The organism is Rhodanobacter sp. UC4448_H15, from assembly GCF_052978265.1.
This window is the reverse complement of sequence record NZ_CM129665.1, coordinates 3,291,861-3,310,513: the sequence shown is the minus strand read 5'-3', so window position 1 is coordinate 3,310,513 and position 18,653 is coordinate 3,291,861. Positions and strand designations below refer to the sequence as shown.

General features: G+C 69.3%; 19 protein-coding genes and 1 pseudogene. 13 read left to right on the top strand and 7 right to left on the bottom strand.

Going from position 1 to position 18,653, the window contains the following annotated elements; translation table 11 throughout:
• Window positions 1–106: 106 nt before the first annotated feature.
• Window positions 107–502 (top strand): annotated as a pseudogene (locus tag ACVCMI_RS15320) (low affinity iron permease family protein); the annotation flags it as partial.
• 321 nt (window positions 503–823) lie between these two features.
• Here ACVCMI_RS15320 and ACVCMI_RS15315 read toward each other — a convergent pair.
• Window positions 824–1,429 carry an HNH endonuclease gene (locus ACVCMI_RS15315; protein WP_395119986.1) on the bottom strand — a complete coding sequence of 202 codons (606 nt, stop codon included), beginning with the start codon at window positions 1,427–1,429 and terminating at the stop codon, window positions 824–826.
• A 230-nt stretch (window positions 1,430–1,659) separates the two neighbouring features.
• Between ACVCMI_RS15315 and ACVCMI_RS15310 the strand changes: the two genes are divergently transcribed.
• Window positions 1,660–2,433: a SapC family protein gene (locus ACVCMI_RS15310; RefSeq protein WP_395119984.1), complete on the top strand. Its 774-nt coding sequence runs from the start codon at window positions 1,660–1,662 to the stop codon at window positions 2,431–2,433.
• A 67-nt stretch (window positions 2,434–2,500) separates the two neighbouring features.
• On the opposite strand, the gene ACVCMI_RS15305 is transcribed toward ACVCMI_RS15310, so the two are convergent.
• A complete protein-coding gene (locus ACVCMI_RS15305) occupies window positions 2,501–2,974 on the bottom strand; it encodes a GNAT family N-acetyltransferase (protein WP_395119983.1) in 474 nt (157 codons plus the stop codon).
• Window positions 2,975–3,089: 115 nt separating this feature from the next.
• Here ACVCMI_RS15305 and ACVCMI_RS15300 point away from each other — a divergent pair, with 115 nt between their 5' ends.
• Window positions 3,090–4,529: an RNB domain-containing ribonuclease gene (locus tag ACVCMI_RS15300; protein ID WP_447098243.1), complete on the top strand. Its 1,440-nt coding sequence runs from the start codon at window positions 3,090–3,092 to the stop codon at window positions 4,527–4,529.
• 96 nt (window positions 4,530–4,625) lie between these two features.
• On the opposite strand, the gene ACVCMI_RS15295 is transcribed toward ACVCMI_RS15300, so the two are convergent.
• Both ACVCMI_RS15295 and ACVCMI_RS15290 read right to left on the bottom strand, forming a co-directional pair.
• Window positions 4,626–5,225 carry an OmpA family protein gene (locus ACVCMI_RS15295; protein ID WP_395119981.1) on the bottom strand — a complete coding sequence of 200 codons (600 nt, stop codon included), beginning with the start codon at window positions 5,223–5,225 and terminating at the stop codon, window positions 4,626–4,628.
• 222 nt (window positions 5,226–5,447) lie between these two features.
• Window positions 5,448–6,482, bottom strand: coding sequence for an Lnb N-terminal periplasmic domain-containing protein (locus tag ACVCMI_RS15290; protein WP_447098244.1), 1,035 nt, complete (start codon window positions 6,480–6,482; stop codon window positions 5,448–5,450).
• A gap of 99 nt (window positions 6,483–6,581) precedes the next feature.
• Here ACVCMI_RS15290 and ACVCMI_RS15285 point away from each other — a divergent pair, with 99 nt between their 5' ends.
• Complete coding sequence (locus tag ACVCMI_RS15285) at window positions 6,582–6,827, top strand: hypothetical protein (protein WP_395119979.1); 246 nt, start codon at window positions 6,582–6,584, stop codon at window positions 6,825–6,827.
• Between the two features lie 152 nt (window positions 6,828–6,979).
• Here the strand turns inward: ACVCMI_RS15285 and ACVCMI_RS15280 are convergent, their stop codons facing one another.
• Window positions 6,980–8,770: an acyl-CoA dehydrogenase C-terminal domain-containing protein gene (locus ACVCMI_RS15280; protein WP_447098245.1), complete on the bottom strand. Its 1,791-nt coding sequence runs from the start codon at window positions 8,768–8,770 to the stop codon at window positions 6,980–6,982.
• A gap of 22 nt (window positions 8,771–8,792) precedes the next feature.
• Entirely contained in the window at window positions 8,793–9,284 is a 492-nt protein-coding gene (locus ACVCMI_RS15275; RefSeq protein WP_395119977.1) for a hypothetical protein, read from the bottom strand.
• A gap of 179 nt (window positions 9,285–9,463) precedes the next feature.
• On the opposite strand from ACVCMI_RS15275, the gene ACVCMI_RS15270 reads away from it, so the two are divergent.
• From ACVCMI_RS15270 to ACVCMI_RS15230, 9 genes are all read left to right on the top strand, one after another.
• The gene (locus ACVCMI_RS15270) at window positions 9,464–9,931 is read left to right on the top strand and encodes an SET domain-containing protein (RefSeq protein WP_447098246.1); all 468 of its coding nucleotides are present in this window, start codon (window positions 9,464–9,466) and stop codon (window positions 9,929–9,931) included.
• 82 nt (window positions 9,932–10,013) lie between these two features.
• Complete coding sequence (locus ACVCMI_RS15265) at window positions 10,014–10,532, top strand: RDD family protein (protein ID WP_395119975.1); 519 nt, start codon at window positions 10,014–10,016, stop codon at window positions 10,530–10,532.
• Between the two features lie 13 nt (window positions 10,533–10,545).
• A complete protein-coding gene (locus ACVCMI_RS15260) occupies window positions 10,546–11,226 on the top strand; it encodes an RDD family protein (RefSeq protein ID WP_395119974.1) in 681 nt (226 codons plus the stop codon).
• A complete protein-coding gene (locus ACVCMI_RS15255; protein WP_395119973.1) occupies window positions 11,223–12,200 on the top strand; it encodes a stage II sporulation protein M in 978 nt (325 codons plus the stop codon). The genes ACVCMI_RS15260 and ACVCMI_RS15255 overlap by 4 nt, the downstream gene beginning before the upstream one ends.
• A complete protein-coding gene (locus ACVCMI_RS15250) occupies window positions 12,190–13,722 on the top strand; it encodes a DUF4129 domain-containing protein (protein ID WP_447098247.1) in 1,533 nt (510 codons plus the stop codon). Before ACVCMI_RS15255 ends, ACVCMI_RS15250 begins: the two co-directional genes overlap by 11 nt.
• The gene (locus tag ACVCMI_RS15245) at window positions 13,719–14,834 is read left to right on the top strand and encodes a DUF4350 domain-containing protein (protein WP_447098248.1); all 1,116 of its coding nucleotides are present in this window, start codon (window positions 13,719–13,721) and stop codon (window positions 14,832–14,834) included. The genes ACVCMI_RS15250 and ACVCMI_RS15245 overlap by 4 nt, the downstream gene beginning before the upstream one ends.
• Window positions 14,831–15,829 (top strand): AAA family ATPase, encoded by a 999-nt coding sequence (locus ACVCMI_RS15240; RefSeq protein ID WP_447098249.1) that lies wholly within the window; start codon window positions 14,831–14,833, stop codon window positions 15,827–15,829. Before ACVCMI_RS15245 ends, ACVCMI_RS15240 begins: the two co-directional genes overlap by 4 nt.
• Window positions 15,829–17,136 (top strand): DUF58 domain-containing protein, encoded by a 1,308-nt coding sequence (locus ACVCMI_RS15235; protein ID WP_447098250.1) that lies wholly within the window; start codon window positions 15,829–15,831, stop codon window positions 17,134–17,136. The genes ACVCMI_RS15240 and ACVCMI_RS15235 overlap by 1 nt, the downstream gene beginning before the upstream one ends.
• 66 nt (window positions 17,137–17,202) lie before the next feature.
• A complete protein-coding gene (locus tag ACVCMI_RS15230; protein ID WP_447098251.1) occupies window positions 17,203–17,580 on the top strand; it encodes a hypothetical protein in 378 nt (125 codons plus the stop codon).
• Window positions 17,581–17,727: 147 nt separating this feature from the next.
• Here ACVCMI_RS15230 and ACVCMI_RS15225 read toward each other — a convergent pair whose 3' ends face one another.
• Complete coding sequence (locus ACVCMI_RS15225; protein ID WP_447098252.1) at window positions 17,728–18,642, bottom strand: sel1 repeat family protein; 915 nt, start codon at window positions 18,640–18,642, stop codon at window positions 17,728–17,730.
• Between the last annotated feature and the right edge of the window lie 11 nt (window positions 18,643–18,653).

The window sequence follows — 18,653 nt, the reverse complement described above, 5'->3', positions numbered from 1 at the left end:
AGGGCGAAACAGTGAACAAGGCCTGATTGCGACCGGTGCAGCCTGCAAGTGCGGCACACAATCGGCATCGCATGCTGCGCGCAGATTCCCTTGCGGAGATCCGTCCATGGCCAGTGTCTCGCAGGCTTTTCGCCGCTTTGCGGAAGCCACCGCGCGCCAGTCCGGTCGACCGGCGACCTTCCTGGCGGCCGTATTGATCGTGGCGGTTTGGGCAGCCAGCGGGCCGTTCTTCCACTTCGGCGACACCTGGCAGTTGGTGATCAACACCGGCACCACGATCATCACCTTCCTGATGGTGTTCCTGATCCAGAACAGCCAGAACCGCGACAGCGCGGCGCTGCAGATCAAGCTGGACGAGCTGATCCGCACTACCGCGGCCCACAACGGCCTGCTCGACCTGGAAGACCTCGACGAGGAGACCCTGGAGCGTATCCGCGAGAACTACCGCAAGCTGGCGGCACGGCGCGAGCGTGCCAGCGGCGGCCGCAAGCGCAGGCACGGCGGCCCGGCCCGGGGCGAAGCCGAGGAAGCGGGCGAGGCGGACGAAGCCTGCGAGGAGGTCGACGAGATCGACCGCGAACTGGAGAAGAACCGCGAGACGCGCGCGGAAGAGGGCCATGCCGACACCGCGGCGGAACGGCGGAAGTGAGGCTTGGCGTCTCCTAGAGCGTGGGCGGTAGAAATCTTCCGGGCTGCAAAGGCGTCTGCGCGGTTTATGTTTCCGCCGCTTCCCGGCCTACAGAACCATCATGGGCCGGCGAAGCGTGGAAAATCTGCACTCACGCAGCCACTTTTGCCTCGAAAGTTTCTACCGCCCACGCTCCTAGGCGTATTCCGCCATCGGGCGCCGGTCGCGCGGCAGCCGGCTGACCAGGAACTCCATCTGGTCGGCGAGGATGTTGCGGTTGGACAGGATCAGGTGCTCCACCCAGCTTGGCCGGTACGGTACCGCCAGCAGCGGCATGTTGGCCTGCTGCGGCGTGCGGTTGCTCTTTTTCAGGTTGCACGACAGGCAGGCGCTGACCACGTTCTCCCACTCGTCCTTGCCTTGCCGGGAAATCGGCAGCACGTGGTCGCGGGTCAGTTCCATGCGCGTGAAGTGCTCGCCGCAGTACATGCAGATGTGCCGGTCGCGCGCGAACAGCGCGGTGTTGGTCAGCGCCGGCGACGGGTCGACCGCATGCTCGCGGCAGTGGCCGGTGCTGGCGATGATCGGGTGCAACTGCAGCAGGCTCTGCGTGCCCAGCGCACGGTTGTGGCCGCCGTGCACGGTGAGGCAGGGATCGCCCAGGGTCCAGGCGACGACGTCGCGCACGTACAGGCACACCGCGTCCTGCCAGCTGATCCAGTCCAGGATGCGGCCAGCGGCGTCCAGCGACAACACGCGCGTCGCCTGCAGGTCAGCCGGTTTGACAGCGTCCATCAGCATGCAGTTCGTCCTTCCGCCGGGGCATCGAGGGAACCAGCGGGCATGGCGCAAGGCCAGCCCGATCGCAGCATAGAACACTTTTCCGCCGTTCCGAAGGCGCCGGCGCGGCGGGATTCGCAGGCACCGGTGCCCGCTGATATGATCCCTGGCTCGACATGAAACCCACGCCGGGTTCGACAGGGCCGCCGCCGTGGCGGCCCGGCGCGACGGGGGACCAAAGGTGGATCAACGTGGCTGAAGTCATTTTCTACGAGCACCCGGTGGCGCTGAACCGGGCCGAACACAAGAATCTTCGGCTCAAGGGCGTGCCCAACATGAAGTTCGCCATGAACACGCACTCGGTGCCGTTGACCGCGGCGGAGTTCGGCCTGGCCGCGCGTGACCTGCTGATCGTGTTCGCCGGTCCCGACGCCGCCAATGCCGGCCCGATCGCGTTGCTCGGCCTGCGTCAGAACGAGAACCTCTACGTCGACGCCGCCGGCCAGTGGGCGCCCAACACCTACGTGCCGGCCTTCGTGCGCCGCTACCCGTTCGTGCTGGCCGAGAAACCGGCCGGGCAGGAGGGCGGCGATTTCGCGGTGTTCCTCGATCAGGGCTTCGAGGGTTTCAACGCCGCCGACGGCGAGCGCCTGTTCAACGAGGACGGCAGCGACACCGAGCTGCTGAAGAACGCCGTGGGTTTCCTCGGCGAGTTCCAGCAGAACATCGACCGCACCCGCACCTTCATGCAGTACCTGGTCAAGCATGACCTGCTGGAAGCGCGCAACGTGCAACTGCACAAGGGCGAGCCGGATTCCGGCCATGGCATCACGCTCAACGGCCTGTTCATGGTCAACGAGGAGAAGCTGCGCGCGCTGGACGAGAAGGTCGCCCACGAGATGCTGCGCGAAGGCGTGATGGCGTGGATCTACGCCCACCTGCTGTCGCTCAGCAACATCGACCGCCTGGCCCGTCGCCTGGACGAGCGCGAGCAGGCCGAGTCGGCGGCCAAGACCACCAACTGAGCAGGACTTCGCTTCGCCTGCTGCACGCAACAAGCCGCCTGCGGGCGGCTTGTTCGTTTGCGCGCCTTCAACGCACCGGTTTGGCCAGCTTGATCAGGTCGGTCGCGTAGCCGCTGGCCTCGTACAGCGCGCGGGCGCGCTCATTGCCGGGGAACACCGCCAGCGTCACCAGCTGGCACTGGTGCTCGCGCGCCCACTGCTCGGCGTGCGCCAGCAAGGCCTTGCCGACGCCGTTGCCTTCGTGCTGCGGCGCCACCGCGAGATCGGAGATGTGGCAGTTGCTGCGGCCGCTGAAAAAATCGGCGGTGCGCTGCAGGTGGATGAAACCCACCCGCTCGCCGTCGCCATTCTCGGCCACGAACAGGAAGCTGTTCGCCGGCTGGTCCTCCAGATGGTGCAGCAGGTCCCGGCGGATGCCTTCGACGCATTCGTGGCGGCGACGCCACGCCGGCAGCGCGAAGTCGGCGAAGCGTGGCACCAGCGCAAGGATGAAATCGTCGTCGTCGGCAGCCAGGCGGATCAGCAGGGGCGAGTCGTTCATGGGCGATCGGGTCGGTGGGCCTGACGGCTTTCTACACCGCCCCCGGCGTGGACGAAAGCCCACCGAAGGCGGCATGTATATTCGCGTACGGCCGGCAGCCATCAACGGAGGAACCATGACCACGACGCGACGCATCCGTCTGCAGCCCGCGGGCAGTGCCGTGCTTGCGCAGGGCATGGACGAGATCCGGCAACAGTTGGACCTGCCCACCGCGTTTCCGGCCGAAGTCGAAGCCGCCGCCGCGGCCGCTGCGGCGAACCCGCGCCTGCCGGCGCTGGACCGCACCGAGCTGCCGCTGGTCACCATCGACCCGCCGGGCGCGCGCGACCTCGACCAGGCCATGCACGTTCAGGCGCAGGGCGACGGTTGGCGCGTGCATTACGCCATCGCCGACGTCGCCGCCTTCGTGCAGGCCGGCGACCCGGTGGACCTGGAAGCGCATCGGCGCGGCGAGACGCTGTACGGCGCGGATTCGAAGATCCCGCTGCACCCGAAAGTGTTGTCCGAGGATGCCGCCTCGCTGTTGCCGGATCAGGTGCGCCCGGCGCTGTTGTGGACGGTGGACCTGGACCCTGCCGGCCGCATCGCCGCCATCGACGTGCGCCGGGCGCGCGTGCGCAGCCGCGCCCAGCTCGACTATGCCGGCGTGCAGCAGGCCATCGACGCCGGCAGCGACGATCCGATGTGGGCGGTGCTGCGCCGGATCGGCGAGTTGCGCGAGCAGTGCGAGCGCGCGCGCGGCGGCGTGAGCCTGCCCCTGCCGGAACAGGAGATCGACGTGGTCGACGGCCGCTGGACGCTGGCGTTCCGCGCGCGCTTGCCGATCGAGAACTGGAACGAGCAGATCTCGCTGCTGGTCGGCATGGCCGCGGCGCAATTGATGGTGCAGGCGAAACTGGGGCTGTTGCGCACGCTGCCGCCACCCGACCCGCACGCCATCGCGCGGCTGCGCGTCACCGCGCGGGTGCTCGGCATCGCCTGGCCGTCCGGGCTGGACTATCCCGGCTTCATCCGTTCGCTGGACCCGTCCAACGACGTGCACGTGGCCATGCTGACCGCCTGCACCACGGTGCTGCGCGGGGCCGGCTACGCGGCGTTCGACGGCGCGCTGCCCGCGCAGCCGATGCATTCGGCGCTGGCAGCGCAGTACACCCATGCCACCGCGCCGCTGCGCCGGCTGGTCGATCGCTATACCGGCGAGGTCTGCCTGGCGCTGTGCGCGAAGCAGCCGGTGCCGGCGTGGGCACTGGCCGCCTTGCCCGGCCTGCCGGACACCATGCAGGCTTCCGGCCATCGCGCGGGCCAGTACGAAAGCGCCGTGTTGAACCTGGCCGAAGCCGCCGCGCTGGCGCCGCGGGTGGGCGAGGTTTTCGACGGTGCGATCGTCGAGGTCGCCCGCGGCGATCCGGCCAAGGGCACGGTGATCGTGCGCAACCCGGCGGTGGAGGCCGGCGTTTCCGGCAGCGGCAACCTCACGCTCGGCGCCGACGTCCGGGTGAGCCTGGTCGAGGCCGACCCGGTGCGGCGCGTGACGCGTTTCGAGCTGGCAGGCTGACACGCCGCGGCGCCGAGGCATGCCGGGGGGGGGGACACGACGCCAGCAGCGCGGCCGTGCCGGCCACCCGCGCTGCTGGCCATCGACGGGCGCCGCTTACGGGGCCGTCGTGGCGACCGCACCGGCGCCGGTGGCATCGACGGTGAGCGAGACGCGGCGGTTGTCGCGGCCCTGGTCGTGCGTGGCGCCCTTGGCGACCTGGCGGTTGCTGTCTTCACCGTAGCTGACCGCACGTACCTGATCGGCGGACAGGCCGCTGCTGATCAGGAAATCGCGCACCGCATCGGCGCGCTGCATGCCGAGCTTCTTGTTGTAGGCACGCGAACCGGCCGGGTCGGCAAAGCCTTCCACCGTGATCAGCACGCCGGGGTGGTACTTGCCGATGGTCGCGGCAAAGTCCTGCAGCGCAGGCTTGTCCTGCTCGCTCAGGGTGGCGCTGTTGAACGCGAAGTGCGCCACCGTGTCGATGCTGACGCGGCCCTGCATCGCGGTGATCTGGCTGTCGTACTTGGCAAACTGCGATTGCATCTGCTGCTTGATGGCATCGATCTGCTGCTGCTGGTCGGTCTGCTTCTGCTGCAGCTGCTGGATGGCCGTGTTGAAATCGGATTGCTTGACGTACTGCGAGCAGCCGGCCAGGCCGATGGTGAGCAATCCCGCCGTCAATGCGGCCACGCGAGTGATCCTCGTGTTCATCCGGGTCTCCTGGTTTGTACGGGGTGGGGGTGCACGCAGGCGCTGATGACAGCGGCGCGCCTGCAGGACGAACGAAACGGTGCCGCCATCGCTGTCCTCCCGGAACCTAACCCATCGAGGCGGCAAGGACGCGTAAAAGCGGCACATTCCGCGTCGCGCCGTTCAGGTCGGGTTGCGCTGCGCGGCTCGCGTCGAGGTCGTGACGCGAACGGCTCGCGCGCATCAGTCGCGTGCGGTGACGGTACGCACCGCGCGCGAGAAATCGGCGCCGGCCGGTGTCGCACGGGCGCGTTCGCTGATGCGTGCGCGCTCGCGCAGTGTTCCGATCGGCACGCGACGATCGAGGGCGCCGATGCCTTGCAGATACTCCGGCAGATAGCCGGTCAGCAGCAGGCGCATGTCCCATGGCAGGCCCGGATCGATCTGCCGCGCCATGCGATGGACGAGGGTGGTGCAGTTGGAGGTGAAGGTGTTGTAGAACGCCGGCCGCGCGGCCAGCCGGTTGGCCGCATGCACGTAGGAGAGCAGCAGCGCGCGTAGCGTGGCCGGTTCGATCTGCAGCGGATACAGATAGACGTCCTCGTTGCGCACGTTGGTGCGCACGCGGATGATGTCGTCTTCCTCGGCGCCGACCAGGATCGTCTCGAACTGCTTGAAGAAGCCGCCCACCGAGGAATACTCCTGGTCGCGGCTCTTGCGCACCTCCACCGAGAACACCAGGTGGCGGCCGTCGTCGAAACCGAACGAGATCATGGCGTGGGCGATCGCCCGGCTGCCCCAGTGCGACAGCACCGCATCGGCGCTGGCCAGTTGCGCCAGGTCGTACTCGTGGCGCTCCCAGCGGATGTCGTAATCGTTGTCGCTGCGCCAGGCGAAGTGGCGCACGTTGTCGAGCACCACGCGATCGCCGTGCACGCTGCCGGTCAGCGTGCGGGCAACGTCGTCGCGCCAGTCGCGCGCGCCGGAGGGCCTGATCGCGACCCACCACAGCAGGACCATCGCGTACAGCGCGGCATGGACGACCAGCGGCAGCCAGCTGCGCCCGCCGATCGCGCAGGCGTACAGCACTCCGGTCGCGATCACCCAGAGCGCACTGCCCAGCGCGCGCCCGGCGCGGCCGCCGGGCAGCCGATACCACAGCGCCAGCGCGGCCCACGCGCCGGAACAGAACACGATCGGCGTCATCACCATCACGATGGCCACGCGACCGATCATGCCGAGCTTGTCCATCATCCCGCCGATGCTGCCGCGATCCATTCCTCCAGCGTGCCGATTCCCCGGCCGGAAAACAACGCGCGGCCCGAAACCGATGCCGGGCGGGCGGTGAGTTGGCAAGCCTGTTGCATTACCTCGGGCATGAACGACATCGCCTATGACATCTCCCATCTGCTCGACGTCGAACGCCAACAGGCCGATGTGCCGGCGCCGCGGATCGTTCGGGCCGTTCCCACCGTTCCCGCACGGGCCGCCCGCTCCGGCGTGGCCGAGGCGCAGGAGGCGCTGGCCCGCGAGCTGATCCAGTGCGCGCCGATCCACGACGCCATGGTCCAGCAGTACCTGCGCCTGAGCGGCGAGACCTTCCGCGAAAGCTGCGCCAGTTGAACACCTACCCGGCCGCCATTGCCACTTTTGAGCAAAAGTTGACCCGCCGGGACATGTGACGTGCCGCACATGGCCGGACTTCGGTCCATGACTGCCCCGAATACGAAAGAGCCCGGCATCGCCGGGCTCTTTCGTGCGGGGGTGCCTGCGGCTCAGTCGATCGCCGGCACGCTGGCCACGCCGGCCTCGATTGCCGCCTGGTGGGCGAGCGTGCGGGGCAGCAGACGGCTGAAGTAGAACGCCGCGGTGTCGCGCTTGGCCTGCTTGAACGCGGCCGACTGCGTACCATTCTCGGCCGCCAGCACGCTGCGCGCCCACAGGTAGGCCAGGGTCACGTAGCCGGAGTAGTACAGGTAATCGGTGGCCGCCGCGCCCAGTTCCTCGGGGTTACCCTGGATGCGCTGGGCCAGTGCCACGGTGAGCTCGCTCCAGTTTCGCGTGGCCACGGCGAGCGGGCCGATGAACGCCTTCAGCGATTCGGTGTCGGCATGCTGCTGGCAGAACGCGCTGATCTCCTCCAGGAAATGCTTGAAGCCCACGCCCTGCAGCTGGAGGATCTTGCGGCCGAGCAGGTCGGCGGCCTGGATGCCGGTGGTGCCCTCGTACAGGGTGATGATGCGCGCGTCGCGCACGAACTGTTCCATCCCGTTCTCGGCGATGTAGCCGTGGCCGCCGTAGATCTGCAGCGCTTCCTTGGTGCACTCCTGCGCCAGCTCGGTGACCATGCCCTTGGCGATCGGGATCAGGAAGGCGACCAGTTCGCCGGCCTTCTGGCGCGCCGCCTCGTCCGTGGCGCGATGCTCGATGTCCGTCTGCAGCGCGGTGTACAGCACCAGCGCACGCGAGCCTTCGACAAAGGCGCGCTGGGTCAGCAGCATGCGCCGCACGTCCGGTTGCACCAGCAGGTTGTCGGCCGGCTTGTCGGGGAATTTCGGCCCGGACAGCGAGCGCGACTGCAGCCGTTCGCGCGCGTAGTTGAGGCTGTTCTGCAACGCGCGCTCGGCCAGGGCCAGTCCCTGCACGCCGACCGACAGCCGCGCCGCATTCATCATGGTGAACATCGCCATCAGCCCCTTGTGCGGCTTGCCGATCAGGTAGCCCTCGGCGCCGTCGAAGTTCATCACGCAGGTGGAGCAGGCGTGGATGCCCATCTTGTGCTCGATCGCTCCGGCCGCGACGCTGTTGCGTTCGCCCGGCTTGCCGTCCGCGTCGAGCTTGAACTTCGGCACGATGAACATCGAGATGCCGCGGCTGCCTTCCGGTGCATCAGGCAGGCGCGCCAGCACCAGGTGCACGATGTTCTCGGTGAGGTCGTGCTCGCCGGCGCTGATGAAGATCTTGGTGCCGCTGATTTTCCAGGTCGGCCGGCCGTTGGCGTCGGCCTCGCCCGGTACCGCGCGCGTCTTCAGCAGGCCCAGGTCGGAGCCCGCCTGCGGTTCGGTCAGGCACATCGTGCCGGTCCAGCGGCCGGCCACGATCGGCTTCATGTACAGCTCGCGCTGCCATTCCTCGCCGTGCTGTTGCAGCGCATGCGTGGCGCCTTCGGACAACAGCGGGTACAGGCTCCAGGCGAGGTTGCCGGACTGGAAAATCTCCGTGGTGGCGGTGCCGAGCACGCCGGGCAGGGCCTGTCCGCCGTACTGCTCGGGGTTGGTCAAGCCGGTCCAGCCACCTTCGGCGAACTGCCGGAACGCCTCCTTGAACGAGGCCGGCGTGGTGACCTTGCCGGTGGCCTTGTCGAACTGGCAGCCCTCGGCGTCCGCCGGTGCATTGGTCGGCGCGAGCAACTGCTCGCTCAGGCGACCGGCTTCTTCCAGCACGGCGTCGAGCAGGTCGCGGCCATGCGCCTCGCCGCCCTGCAGCGAGGTGAGAACCGGCTCGGCGTCCAGCACATCGAACAGGGCGAAGCGCAGGTCGTCGAGGGGGGCCTTGTAAGCGGTCATGGGAACTCCTGATGCAGGCGGTTTAACGGAAGGTGTGTGCGATGCCCGGCACGGCCGAAATCCAGTCCTTGCCGCTGAAGTCGAAGGCGCGCGCCTTGCTCTCCTGCTCGGGCTTGGCGGTCGCGGTGCCGCTGATCGAATAGGCCAGCGACGCGGCGCTGCCCTTGTCGGCGATGGCCTCCAGTGCGCGGCTCATCGCGGCGGTGGGCCATACCTTGAGCTGCACCACGTCGCCGGCAAGTTGCGGGATGGCCAGCTCGAACGTGTCGTGCAGGCGCACCGGCGCCAGCGCGGCGACCTGCAACTGGCCGTCCAGCGACTGGAAGTCCATCCCGGCGTAGCTGTTGTTCTGGATGCGCACGCTCAGCTGCCACTGCCCGTTGGACAGCACCTGCAACTGCTGGATGCTCACCGTGGGCGGGAACACGCTTTTCTTCGCCGGGCCGCAGGCGGCCAGGCCAAACGCCAGCACGGCGAGCAGGAACGGGGCAACGACCCAGCGCAACGGACGCATCGCAGTTCTCCAAACGATCGTTTGAATCCTGACTCTAACCGCGATCGGGGTGTCCGCGCCAGTCGACCGGGCAGGCCGTCGTCGCGGCTCGCGCCGGGGATCGCGGTGGTGCCGAGGTTTCGCGATGGCGCGCGAACAGGCATCATCGTCGGCTTGCCTTCCAGTCCGGGTACTGCAGCATGTCACGACGTTTCATTGCCCGCCGCTCGCCGATCCACGGCAACGGCGTATTCGCCACCGCGCCGATCGCCCGCGGCGAGGAGATCATCGAATACAAGGGCAAGCTGCTCACGCCGGACGAGGCCGATACGCTGTACGGGGACGGTGGTGAAACCGGGCATACCTTCTTGTTCACGCTCAACGAGAAGTACGTGATCGACGCCAACCAGCGCGGCAACACCGCGCGCTGGATCAACCACAGCTGCGCGCCGAACTGCCGCGCCGTGGTCGAGGAAAGCGCCAGCGGCGACCCGCGCCGGGACAAGGTGAAGATCGAGGCGATCCGCCACATCAAGCCCGGCGATGAGCTCACCTACGACTACGGCATCGTGCTTGACGTGCCGCACACCGCGCGGCTGAAGAAGCTGTGGCAGTGCCTGTGCGGCGCGCCGAAATGCACCGGCACGTTGCTCAAGCCCAAGCGGTAGCCGCGTTCCGGACAACGCTTTTATACTCGCCGCAGTTGCCGGCCGGGGGGAGCGGCAACATGGACAGTGACGGGGGAATGCGATGGAAGCCAATCCTTATGCCGCGCCCGAGGCAACGGTCGACGATGTGCGCGCGTGGGATGCGCAGGGCCTGGAGGAACGCAAGGCCAGCCGCGGCAAGCGCCTGGCGGCGGCGCTGCTCGACGGGGTGATCAACCTGGTCTGGGCCCTCCCGGTGTTGTGGGGCGCCATGATGGCAGTCGGCGTCGGCAAGGGGATCAAGCCGGCCGCGCCGATGATCGGCGTGCTGCTGCTGGGTTTCGCCCTGCTGGTGGCGATCTTCGTGGTCAACTGCGTCATGCTGCATCGGAGTGGCCAGACCATCGGCAAGCGCATGCTGGACATCGCCATCGTGCGTACCGATGGCAGTCGCATGGGCCTGTTGCGTTATCTCTTCATCCGCGTGCTGCCGGTGGCGCTGCTCGGCGTGATTCCCTACATCGGCCGGCTGGCGACGCTGATCGATCCGCTGCTGATCTTCGGCAACGAGCGCCGCTGCCTGCACGACCTGATCGCCGATACCATCGTCGTCGACGCCTGATGATCGGCACTCGATGATCGATACCGTCCGCGAGATCGAGACCGCCGAAGGCATCTCGCTGCGCCTGCGCGCCGCCGGAGCGTTGCCGCGGGCGCAGGCGTGGGTGCTCGACCTGCTGTTGCGCGGTGTCTTCTTCTTGGTGGCGATGATCCCGCTGTCGATCTTCGGCGTGGCCGGCAACGGCCTGGCGATGCTGCTGCTGTTCGCGCTGATGTGGGCGTATGGGGTGGTCTGCGAGGTCTGGATGGACGGCCAGACGCCGGGCAAGCGCGCGCTCGGCCTGCGCGTGGTGCATGCCGACGGCACGCCGGTGACCTGGCTGCCGTCGGTGGTGCGCAACCTGCTGCGCGTGGTGGACATCCTGCCCGGCGTCTATGGCGTGGGCCTGGTCAGCACCCTGGTCGATCCGCACGCGCGCCGGCTCGGCGACATCGTGGCCGGCACCATGGTGGTGCATGCGCGCGAACTGCCGCCTGGCCAGCAGGTACCGGCGGTGTCCGCGCTGCCGCTGCCGCTGGCCTTGTCCGCCGACGAACAGGCCGCGCTGGTCGACTATGCCGAGCGCGCCGGCCAGCTCACCGTGCAGCGCCAGGAGGAACTGGCCAACCTGCTGACCCCGCTGACCGGCCTGCGCGACACCGCGGCAATCCGGCAACTGGTGGCGCACGTGAACTGGCTGCTGGGGCGCGCATGAAACAGGAACGCTTCGTGGCCTTGCACGGCAAGACCTGGGATCGCCTGCAATCCTGGCTGCATGCGCTGGACCGCCAGCCGCGACGCACGCTGCGGCAGGAGCAGGCGCTGGATTTCCCCGCCGAATACCGGCGCGTCTGCCACCACCTGGCGCTGGCCCGCGGCCGCGGCTACAGCCACGAGGTGACCGACCGGCTGCAGCAACTCGTGCAGCATGGCCACCGCGTGCTGTACCGGCCGCCGCCGCCGCGCTGGCATCGGGTGGCGATGTTTCTGCTGGCCGGTTTCCCGCGGCTGGTCCGCGCGCAGTGGCGCTGCATGGCGCTGGCGGCGGTGCTGTTCTACGTGCCGGCGCTGTGCCTGCTGGTGCTGCTGCAACTGCGCCCGGAGCTGGCGCACACGCTGTTCAGCAGCGCCCAGCTGGCGCAGTTCGAGAAGATGTACGACCCGGCCAATCCGCACATCGGCCGCAGCAGCGGCACCGATCTGCAGATGTTCGGCTTCTACGTGATGAACAACGTCGGCATCGCGTTTCGCACGTTCGCCTCGGGGCTGGTGTTCGGCGTCGGCGCGGTCTACGTGCTGGGCGCCAACGGCGTGCTGATCGGCGGCATCGCCGGCCATCTCACCGCGATCGGCTACGGCGGCCCGTTCTGGCGCTTCGTGGCGGGGCATTCGCCGTTCGAGCTCACCGCGCTGGTGATCGCCGGTGGCGCCGGCCTGCATCTGGGCCTGACCTTGCTGGCGCCGGGCCGGCAGCGCCGCGGACCGGCGCTGGTCGCGGCCGGCTGGGTCGGCGCGCAACTGGCGCTGGGCGCATTCGCGATGCTGCTGGTGGCGGCGTTCATCGAGGCGTACTGGTCCTCCATCGCCAGCCTGCCCGATCCGCTGCGCTTCGGCGTGGCCGGCGTGCTGTGGGTGCTGGTGCTGGCTTGGCTGTGGCGCGGCGGCAGGGCGGTGCGGCATGGAGCTTGAACGCATCGGCGTGGTGTTGCGGCCCAGGGTGACGCGCGAGGCGCTGGATCTCGGCGCGGCGATGTTGCGCGCGCATGCGCGGCCGGTCTGGTCGGCGTGGTTCGCCTTCACCCTGCCGCTGTTCGTGTTGTGCAACGGGCTCGGTGTCGCGCTCGGCTGGCCGTGGCTGGGCTGGGGGCTGATGTGGTGGCTGAAGCCGCTGTTCGATCGGCTGCCGCTGTACGTGTTGTCGCGGGCGGTGTTCGATCAGGCGCCGGGCTGGCGCCAGACCCTGCGCGGCCAGGCGCGCTGGCCGTGGCGACGGACGCTGGCGGCGCTGACCTGGTTGCGCATCGACAGCAACCGCGCGCTGCGCCTGCCGCTCGATCTGCTCGAAGGCAGCACGCGGGCGCAGCGTTCGGCACGCTGGAAAGTGCTGCGTCGGCGCCTGGTGGGGGAAACCAGCCTGCTCACCTATTTCTGCCTGCTGTTCGAGCTGGTGCTGTTCCTCAGCGTGTGGTTGTTCGCGTTGCTGCTGATCCCGCACGAATGGCGGCCGCAATCGCTGATCGAGCTGGTGCGCGGCGACACGCAGGTGATCCCCACCGCGTGGGTGCTGGCCGGCGCCGGCGTGGCCTATCTGGCGATGAGCGTGATCGAACCGCTCTACGTCGCCTGCGGCTTTGCGCTGTATCTCAACCGGCGCACGCAACTGGAGGCGTGGGACATCGACCTGGCCTTCCGGCGCCTGCGCGCGCGGCTGCAGGGCACCGCGCTGCTGGCGGTTGCGTTGCTGTGCTTCGGCGCATGGACACCTCCCGTGCAGGCGCAGGCGACGGCCGAGGTGCACGCCGCGGCGGTCGACAAGCCCGCCAGCGTGTCGCTGGACGCGTTGTTCGGCGCGCGCGCGGAGGCACCCGAGCCGGGCTTGGCGCAAGCGGCCGCGCGGGCTTATCGCGACCCGCGCTTCGGCGGTGAACACACGGTGCGGCGCTGGCAGCTCAAGTACAAGCCGGAACCGGCCGCGACGTCGATCAATCCGCTGTTCCCCTGGCTCGGACACTTGCTGGGCGGGTTCTTCCAGCTGCTGTTGTGGCTGCTGCTGATCGGCGTGCTCGGCGGCCTGGTCTGGCTGGGCTGGCGCTGGCGCGGGCGCTGGCTGCTGCGGGATGAGGAGGTCGCGCCGGCGCTGTCGCCGCCGATATCGTCGATCGTCGACGCGCCAGCCGCGTTGCCCGCCGACCTGGCCGGCGCGGCACGCGCGCTGTGGCAGGCACAGCGCCGGCGCGAGGCACTGGCGCTGCTCTATCGCGGCTGCGTCGAGCAGACCGCGCGCGAGCTGCGGCAGCCGCCCGCAGCGGATGCGACCGAGGCGCACTGGCTGCGCCAGGCGCGCGCCATCGACGATCCGCAGCGCAGCCGCCGCGTGGTCGAGATCGTGCGCACCTGGCAGTTCGCTGCCTACGCCGGGCGCTATCCCGACGACGCCACCGTCGAGCAACTGCTCGCCGGCTGGCCGGCGCAGCCCGGGGCGTCGACATGAACCGCAAGACGCTGCTGATCGCCGCCCTGGTCGCGGCCGCGCTGGCGCTGCTGGTCGCCGGGTTCTTCGCCACCTTCGAGCGCAAGGACGTCACCGAGACGATCCCGCCGCACGGCGCGGCGCGCAGCAACCGCTTCCTCGCGCTGGAACTGATGCTGCATGAGCTGCAGCTGCCGGTGCAGTCGCTGACCACATTGAGTGCGGCGCGATTGCCGTTGCGCCATGGCGACACGGTGCTGCTGGGCGAAAATGCCGGCCGCGTCGATGCCGCCGATGCGGCACGGCTGGTGGCATGGGTGCGCGGCGGCGGCCACCTGCTGCTGTCGCCGGGAGCGGCCAGCGTGGCGCACACGCCGCTGTTCGATGCGCTCGGCGTGCTCGATTCGCGCGCCGCCTCGTTCGAGTGCGCGGCCCTGCACGGCGCGACGGCGAGCAAGCGCGACGACGTCGCCCTGTGCGGCTCGCGCTTCCGGCTGCGGCCGGGCGTCATCGGGAAACTCGACGCGGCGATCGGCACGCCGCACGACGGCTATCTGTACGCGCGCATGCCGCTGGGGCAGGGCACGGTCAGCGTGCTGGCCAATTTTGCCCCGCTGGCGCACACCGCGCTGAAGCAGGCCGCGGCGCAGGAGTTTGCCTGGAACCTGCTGCAGCCCAATCGCGGCCGCGGCACGATCTACCTGGTCTACGCGCTGGACGGTCCGCCCTTCCTCCAATTCATGGCGATCAAGGGCTGGCCCGCGCTGCTCGCGCTGGCGTTGCTGCTGGCCGCGTGGATGGCGATGCGCAGCGCACGGCTCGGGCCATTGCTGCCGGCTCCGCCCGCGCACCGCCGCGCCCTGCTTGAACACGTGCAGGCCGCCGGCGAGTTCATCTATCGCCGCGACGGCGGTCGCAGCCTGCACGCGCTGGCCTGCCAGGCCGTGCTGGCGCGCCTGCGTCGCCGCGATCCGGCCTGCGCGATGCTGCACGGCGAGGCGCTGTACGCGCGCCTGGCCGAGCGCAGCGCGCTGGACGCCGCGCGCATCGCGCAGGCCTTCCAGTCACCGGCGAACGCGCAGGCGTTTCGCGTTTCCATCCTCACCCTGGCCCGACTCAGGAATCGTCCATGACCCTCGACACGCTCGCCGCGCCGGCCTTGCCGCCGCCTTCCACCGCCGAACTCGGCGACCACGTGCGCGCGTTGCGCGAGCAGGTCGGGCGCGCCTTCATCGGCCAGGCCGAGGTGTTCGACCAGGTGTTGCTGGCGCTGCTGGCGACCGGCCACGTGCTGATCGAGGGCGTGCCCGGGCTGGGCAAGACGCTGCTGGTGCGCGCGCTGGCCGCGTCGGTCGGCTGCACCTTCGGCCGCGTGCAGTTCACTCCCGACCTGATGCCGGCCGACGTCACCGGCCACGCGATCTACGACCCCAAGACCGAACGTTTCCAGATCCGCCGCGGCCCGGTATTCGCCAACCTGCTGCTGGCCGACGAGATCAACCGCGCGCCGGCCAAGACCCAGGCCGCGTTGCTCGAATCGATGCAGGAGGGGCAGGTGACCATCGAGGGTCGTCGCTTCGCGCTGCCGGCACCGTTCATGGTGGTGGCCACGCAGAACCCGATCGAGCAGGAGGGCACCTACCCGCTGCCCGAGGCGCAGCTGGACCGCTTCCTGATCAAGGTGGTGATCGGCTATCCGGGGCTGGAGGACGAGCGGCGCATGGTCTCGCGCGTGATCGACGGCAAGGTTGCCGCCGACCTCGACGTGTCGCAGGTGCAGCCGGTGCTGAGCCAGGCGCAGTTGCTGGCGGTGCAGCGGGCGGTGGCGTCGATCCGCATGGATGCCGCGGTCACCGACTACGCGGTGCGCATTGCGCGCACCACGCGCGAATGGCCGGGCGTGATCGGCGGCGCCGGTCCGCGCGGCGGCCTGGCGCTGGCGCGGCTGGCGCGCGCGCAGGCAGCAGTCGACGGCCGCGATTTCGTCACCCCGGACGACGTGCGCGCGGTGGCGTTGCCGGCCTTGCGCCATCGCCTGCTGCTGGCGCCGGAGGCGCTGCTCGAACGCCAGCGCCCCGACGACGTGCTCAAGACGCTGCTGCACAAGGTGCCGGCACCGCGACAGTGATGAGGCCTGCGCCCGCGCTGCTGTGGCTGCTGCTCGGCTGGACCGTGCTCGGCGTGCTGGCCAGCCTCGGCTGGCTGCCGCTGGCGGCGTGGCTGGCCGGCGGCGGTGCGCTTGCGCTGCTGGCGCTCGTCGATGGTTGGCGCCTGCGCCGGATGCCGTCGCCCGAGGTGTCGCGCGAGCTGGCGCCGGTGCTGCCGCTGGGGCCGGAGGCGCGGATCGGCCTGCGCGTGCGCGGCACCACGCGGCGCGCGCAGAAGTTGCGCCTGCACGACCTGCATCCGGGCGGCTGGGCGGTGCGCGGCATGCCGCGCACGCTGCTGCTGCCGGCGGGCGGCGACGTGCGACTCGAGTACGCGGTCACGCCCGACGCACGCGGCCAGTTCGCCTTCGACGGCTGCCACGTGCAATTGCATTCGCCGTGGCGTTGCTGGTCGGTGCGCCGCGTGCTCGGCGCCGCGTCGACGGTGCGTGTGTATCCGAACTTCGCCGCGCTGGTCGAGCTGGCGGGCTTGAGCGTGGAACTTGCCTCGCGCAGCGTCGGCGCGCGGCTGCAACGGCGTCGCGGCGAAGGCACCGAGTTCCAGGAGCTGCGCGACTACCGCGTCGGCGACAGCCTGCGCAAGATCGACTGGAAGGCCACCGCGCGCAGCAGCCGGCTGATCTCGCGCGAGTACCGCGACGAGCGCAACCAGCAGGTGGTGCTGATGCTCGACTGCGGTCGCCGCCTGCTGGCGCAGGATGATCGCCGGGTGCATTTCGACCACGTGCTGAACGCCTCGCTGGCACTGGCCAGCATCGCGCTGCGCCAGGGCGATGCGGTCGGCCTGCTGGCCTGCACCGGCCAGCAGCAACGCTGGTTGCCGCCGCAACAGGGCAGCGGCGGCATGGACATGCTGCTCGGCGCCGGCTACGACCTGCACGCGATGCCGCTGGCCACCGACTACCTCGCCGCTGCCAGCGCCCTGCAGGCGCACCAGCAACGTCGCGCGCTGGTGGTGCTGATCACCAACGTGCGCGACGAGGACGACGCCGAACTGCGCGCCGCGGTGAGCATGCTGTCCCGGCGTCACCTGGTGATGCTGGTCAGCCTGCGCGAACTGGCCCTCGACCACGCCGCCGCCGACCCCGGCGACGAACTGGAAGGCAGCATCCGCAGCGCCGCCGCCATGCACTATCTGGCCGATCGCGAACGCACCCACGAAGCGCTGCGTCGCGAAGGCATCAACACGCTGGACGTGAGCTGCGGCGAACTGTCCGGTGCGCTGATCGAGCGCTACCTGGCGATCAAGCGGGGGAATCGGCTGTAGGGGAAATCCCGGCGCGTTGCGCTTGTCGCCGGGCAAATGTCGTTCAAAACCGATCAGGGGGAAATCATGGAAAATCCGTACCAGAGTCCCGGTGCCGTGCTGGAGGTTCGCGAAAAGCGCAGCGCGTCGCTGGACGATGTCGCTTCCGGCCAGAAGCTGGTGATCTACGCCATCCTGCTGTACTTCCTCGCCGCCGCGCTGCGCGCCGCGGTCGGCCCGATCGCCTTGCTCGCCCTGCTGGTCTGCCTGGGGATGTCCTGGACCGGCATCTACAAGATCGCCCGCGGCCTGGACTACCCCGTCTGGGGGCGCATCGTGCTGCTGGTGCTGATGCTCGTCCCGCTGGTCGGCCTGCTCGTGCTGGTCATGCTGAGTTCCCGGGCCACCTCGCGGCTGCGCCAGGCCGGTTACGCGGTGGGGCTGCTCGGGGCCAGGGATTACTAGGCTGCCGGTTGGCGCGGAACCCCACGGGTTCGGCGTCACGCGTGCCAAGACGGCATGGTTCGACCTGGGCTGTCCTCCAGGCGCGCGCTGAAAGGCGCGCGCCATCGGGCAGTGACAGTCATACCGGAGCGGCTTCGGGCGACCCACTCAGTGGGAGTGATCGCTTGCACCCGGTGCGGTGGACGGCGGCGGGTCCGCCTTGATCATCTTGCCGACGGTCACCGTGCCGAACCATTGCGCGTCCCGCGCGGCGAAATAACGGTTTGGGTCCAGCAGCGACGGGTCGTACCTGCCGCATCCTTCGCGGGGAATCTCCACGCCGCCGAGGACGAGACGGTTGCCGCCGCAGCGGGTCGGATTGTCGGCGTTCAACCCCATGACCTTGACGCCGGAGTCGTGGCCCAGGTGCGACCCCGTCAGCGAGTTCCTGGCCGAGATCAGGGCCAGCTTCATCCTCGGCTTGGCCACGGCGTCGCCGAACTCGGCCATCAACGCGGCCAGCATCGTGTTCGCCTGCGTGCGTTGTGCGGGTGCCAGCGCGGCGCAGATCCGGTCGCGCGCGTTGACGTAGGAAGGGTAGCCACGCTCGGCGGCCAGCGTGATCCAGGCGCAGGCACTGGCCCGGTCCTTCCTCACGCCCCGGCCGTTGAGATACATCATCGCGATGCTGAGCTGGGACATCTTGTCGGCGTAGCGCGAACCGATCCGGAAGTACTTCATGGCGCCCTGGTAGTCGCCCTCGAACAGGCGCCGCATGCCGGCAAACTGGCCGAAGAGATCCGGGTGTCCCTGGGTGGAGGCGTCGTCCATGGCGCGCAGGGTGCGCTCGATGTCAGGCGTCTGCCGTGGCGGTGGCGTCGGTGGCGGCGCGTCCGCGGGCGCGACATGGGTCGAAGCCGGCCGTGCGTTGGAGCCGTCGGCCGACTGACCCGCCAGGCAAAGGGTGGAGACGCATGCCAGCAGCAGGCATGTCGGAACGAGCAACAGTGGCTTCATCAGCAATTCCCTTGGCTGGTGGTGAACTGGATAGTGCTCCGGCATCGTAGCGTGGCGCGCCGGCAAGAGGCCACCCG

Bases quoted from the DNA above. Each gene is read 5' to 3' on its own strand.
- ACVCMI_RS15315 (WP_395119986.1), bottom strand. From the start codon at position 1,429: ATGCTGATGGACGCTGTCAAACCGGCTGACCTGCAGGCGACGCGCGTG.
- ACVCMI_RS15305 (WP_395119983.1), bottom strand. From the start codon at position 2,974: ATGAACGACTCGCCCCTGCTGATCCGCCTGGCTGCCGACGACGACGAT.
- ACVCMI_RS15300 (WP_447098243.1), top strand. From the start codon at position 3,090: ATGACCACGACGCGACGCATCCGTCTGCAGCCCGCGGGCAGTGCCGTG.
- ACVCMI_RS15295 (WP_395119981.1), bottom strand. From the start codon at position 5,225: ATGAACACGAGGATCACTCGCGTGGCCGCATTGACGGCGGGATTGCTC.
- ACVCMI_RS15290 (WP_447098244.1), bottom strand. From the start codon at position 6,482: ATGGATCGCGGCAGCATCGGCGGGATGATGGACAAGCTCGGCATGATC.
- ACVCMI_RS15285 (WP_395119979.1), top strand. From the start codon at position 6,582: ATGAACGACATCGCCTATGACATCTCCCATCTGCTCGACGTCGAACGC.
- ACVCMI_RS15280 (WP_447098245.1), bottom strand. From the start codon at position 8,770: ATGACCGCTTACAAGGCCCCCCTCGACGACCTGCGCTTCGCCCTGTTC.
- ACVCMI_RS15275 (WP_395119977.1), bottom strand. From the start codon at position 9,284: ATGCGTCCGTTGCGCTGGGTCGTTGCCCCGTTCCTGCTCGCCGTGCTG.
- ACVCMI_RS15270 (WP_447098246.1), top strand. From the start codon at position 9,464: ATGTCACGACGTTTCATTGCCCGCCGCTCGCCGATCCACGGCAACGGC.
- ACVCMI_RS15265 (WP_395119975.1), top strand. From the start codon at position 10,014: ATGGAAGCCAATCCTTATGCCGCGCCCGAGGCAACGGTCGACGATGTG.
- ACVCMI_RS15260 (WP_395119974.1), top strand. From the start codon at position 10,546: ATGATCGATACCGTCCGCGAGATCGAGACCGCCGAAGGCATCTCGCTG.
- ACVCMI_RS15255 (WP_395119973.1), top strand. From the start codon at position 11,223: ATGAAACAGGAACGCTTCGTGGCCTTGCACGGCAAGACCTGGGATCGC.
- ACVCMI_RS15250 (WP_447098247.1), top strand. From the start codon at position 12,190: ATGGAGCTTGAACGCATCGGCGTGGTGTTGCGGCCCAGGGTGACGCGC.
- ACVCMI_RS15245 (WP_447098248.1), top strand. From the start codon at position 13,719: ATGAACCGCAAGACGCTGCTGATCGCCGCCCTGGTCGCGGCCGCGCTG.
- ACVCMI_RS15240 (WP_447098249.1), top strand. From the start codon at position 14,831: ATGACCCTCGACACGCTCGCCGCGCCGGCCTTGCCGCCGCCTTCCACC.
- ACVCMI_RS15235 (WP_447098250.1), top strand. From the start codon at position 15,829: ATGAGGCCTGCGCCCGCGCTGCTGTGGCTGCTGCTCGGCTGGACCGTG.
- ACVCMI_RS15230 (WP_447098251.1), top strand. From the start codon at position 17,203: ATGGAAAATCCGTACCAGAGTCCCGGTGCCGTGCTGGAGGTTCGCGAA.